The sequence below is a fragment of the Escherichia sp. TW14182 genome, from assembly GCF_000208525.1.
Taxonomy (GTDB): domain Bacteria; phylum Pseudomonadota; class Gammaproteobacteria; order Enterobacterales; family Enterobacteriaceae; genus Escherichia; species Escherichia ruysiae.
Genome location: NZ_AEJZ01000328.1, coordinates 1 through 1,692, shown reverse-complemented (window position 1 = coordinate 1,692; position 1,692 = coordinate 1). Strand labels below are relative to the sequence as shown.

Sequence of the window (1,692 nt, the reverse complement as noted above, 5' to 3'; positions counted from 1 at the left end):
GGGGGGGATGTGTTCATTACATTTCCTGTTGAACTTACGCCTTACCGCCGTTTACTTAAATGACGTACAGGTCGAGATACTCATTGACCGGCATCTGTTCGAGGCGAGTTCTGTCGAGAGAAACGTCCAGAATGCGCTGCTGCTGGCGAGTCGGGAACTGGCGTGCGAGGTTGATTTTGAATTTATCGACCAGTTTCGGAATGCCATCCTGACGGCGACGGGCATGACCAATCGGGTACTCCACCACCACTTCTTCAAAGCGCGTGCCGTCGGTGAACTCAAGGGTAATGGCATTGGCGATAGCGCGTTTTTCCGGGTCGTGGTAGTCAGCGGTAAATGCCGGATCTTCAAAGCAATTGATCTTCTCGCGCAGGGCATCGATGCGTTTATCTTGCGCAACGTTATCTTCGTAATCTGCCGCCGTTAAACGCCCGAACAGCAGCGGGATCGCCACCATGTACTGAATGCAGTGATCGCGGTCTGCCGGGTTATTGAGTGGCCCTTTTTTGTCGATGATGCGAATACAGGCTTCGTGGGTGCGAATGGTCACTTTTTCGATATCTGCCGCCGTTTTGCCTACTGCCTGCATCTGTTCATAGAGCGTCATCGCCGCTTCAACTGCCGTCTGGGAGTGGAACTCCGCCGGGAAGGAGATTTTGAACAGCACATTTTCCATAACGTAGGAACCATACGGGCGCTGGAAACGGAACGACTCGCCTTTAAAGGAGACGTCGTAGAAGCCCCACACCGGCGCGGTCAGGGCTGACGGATAACCCATTTCGCCGGTTTTCGCCATCAGTGCCAGACGTACCGCGCGGGAAGTGGCATCGCCCGCCGCCCAGGATTTGCGCGTGCCGGTGTTCGGCGCATGGCGATAGGTGCGCAGCGACTGACCGTCTACCCACGCCAGCGAAACGGCGTTGAGAATTTCCTCGCGGGTCAGGCCGAGCATTTCGGCGACCACGGCGGTGGAAGCCACTTTCACTAACAGAACGTGGTCGAGTCCGACGCGGTTAAAGGAGTTTTCCAGCGCGATGCAGCCCTGAATTTCATGGGCTTTGATCATTGCGGTCAGCACCTGTTTCATGGTCAACGGCGCTTTGCCGCTGGCAACCGCGTTGCGCGAAAGCCAGTCCGCCGTTGCCAGAATGCCGCCGAGGTTGTCGGAAGGATGTCCCCACTCCGCCGCCAGCCAGGTATCGTTGAAATCAAGCCAACGGATCATCGCGCCAATGTTAAATGCCGCCTGGACAGGGTCGAGCTGGAACTGAGTTCCGGGGACGCGCACGCCGTTAGGTACGACGGTGCCGGGGACAATTGGCCCCAGCAGTTTTTTACAGGCCGGGTATTCGAGAGCTTCCAGACCGCAGCCGAGAGTGTCGAGCAGGCAGTAATGTGCGGTGTCGTAGGCCACTCTGGAGCTGATTTCGAAGTTCATTACGTAATCGACGATATCAATAATTTCGCGGTCGAATTCCGGGCGGATGTTGTTGATTTGAGCTGACATTGGGTACGTTTCCTTCGGATTTTTTATAAAGTTAAAGTGATTATTTTTTACTCTGTTATCGAGAGTGAGTGTTTACTTCTGAGCAGGCCTTTCCCCTCACCCTAACCCTCTCCCCGGAGGGGCGAGGGAACTGTCCGTGCACTCGGTCAAATGGAGCGCGTTTTTCCCCCTCTCCCTTCCGGGGA

1 protein-coding gene is annotated in these 1,692 nt (G+C 55.5%); it reads right to left on the bottom strand.

Translation table 11 applies throughout. The features are described 5' to 3' along the window. Positions 1 to 55: 55 nt before the first annotated feature. Positions 56 to 1,507, bottom strand: a complete 1,452-nt coding sequence (prpD, locus tag EQY_RS0121040; protein ID WP_001275841.1) for a 2-methylcitrate dehydratase — start codon at positions 1,505 to 1,507, stop codon at positions 56 to 58. Positions 1,508 to 1,692: the final 185 nt, after the last annotated feature.

Excerpts from the sequence above, each read along its gene's own strand:
- prpD (WP_001275841.1), bottom strand. The coding sequence starts at position 1,507 with ATGTCAGCTCAAATCAACAACATCCGCCCGGAATTCGACCGCGAAATT.